Source organism: Syntrophotalea sp., assembly GCF_050253115.1.
GTDB classification, from domain to species: Bacteria; Desulfobacterota; Desulfuromonadia; order Desulfuromonadales; family Syntrophotaleaceae; genus Syntrophotalea; species Syntrophotalea acetylenica.
Genome location: NZ_JBFWJQ010000054.1, coordinates 1 through 1,051, shown reverse-complemented (window position 1 = coordinate 1,051; position 1,051 = coordinate 1). Strand labels below are relative to the sequence as shown.

The window sequence follows — 1,051 nt, the reverse complement described above, 5'->3', positions numbered from 1 at the left end:
CGCCCGACTGTTGTCTCGGGGCGAGATGGATTTGAAATGCCGTTTCCGGTTATGATGAAACCATGCCGGGCATAGGAGGGGCGTCTCGCGCCAGCTGTGGATACCTGATGTCCGGATGCTTGTGTTTGCGGGTAAGCGCTTGTTCGTGGGGAAGTGTTTGACTTGCTCCTAGAGGTTCGATATAGTCCGTCATTAATAACGTATTGAAGATCCCCCTCCGCCCGGGCTACGGGTAGCGATGTGCCGGAAGAAACGCTTTTTGGGCTCGAAGGCGGGATCAACGAGGATGGTTGTGCTGTTGCAGTTGCAGAATTTTTCCTACGCTTATCCAGGCACCGGCACAGCTGTTTTGCAGGACGTCAACCTGGAGATCGAAGCCGGGTGCTGTTATTGCCTGACCGGACCGACCGGGTCCGGTAAAACCACCGTGGCGCTGGCGCTGAAGGGACTGCTGGACAGTGTGGACTGTTCCGGGACGATCGACCGCTTCGGAACGCCCGACACTAGAGAGGTTCGCGTCGGACTGGTTCTGCAGAATCCCGAAACCCAGCTTCTGGCAACGACCGTTGGTGCTGAAGTCGCTTTTGGTCTGGAGAATCTCTGCGTTGATCCGCAAGCTATGCCGGCGCGCGTGGAGGCCGCGCTTTCCCTGGTCGATCTGTGCAAGCCGCTCGATTATCCCGTCGCCATGCTGTCCATGGGGCAGAAATACCGTTTGCTGGTGGCCGCGTTGCTGGTCATGGAGCCGCAACTGCTGATACTCGATGAACCGGCTGCGCAACTCGATCCGCAGGGTCTGGCGGCTCTTTGTCGGGTCCTGTCCGATTTGAAGGCCCGCGGGGTTGCAGTCGTGTTGTGCGAGCACCGCCCCGGTCCGTTGCTCGAGGTGGTGGATCGTTTCTGGCAGATGGACGGTAACGGAAGGCTCTTCCCAGGGAGTTGGCAGGCGCCTGAAGCGCCGCCCGCGATTTCGGCTGGCCAGGCTGGGACGGATTTTGCCGATGCGCCGGTTCTTTTGCAGGTGCGGGATCTGTCTTTTTCGGGACATGGA

1 protein-coding gene is annotated in these 1,051 nt (G+C 59.3%); it reads left to right on the top strand.

Going from position 1 to position 1,051, the window contains the following annotated elements:
• Positions 1-286: 286 nt before the first annotated feature.
• Positions 287-1,051: ABC transporter ATP-binding protein (locus tag AB7E65_RS07445; protein WP_428745568.1), on the top strand; the 765-nt coding region annotated here is incomplete at its 3' end.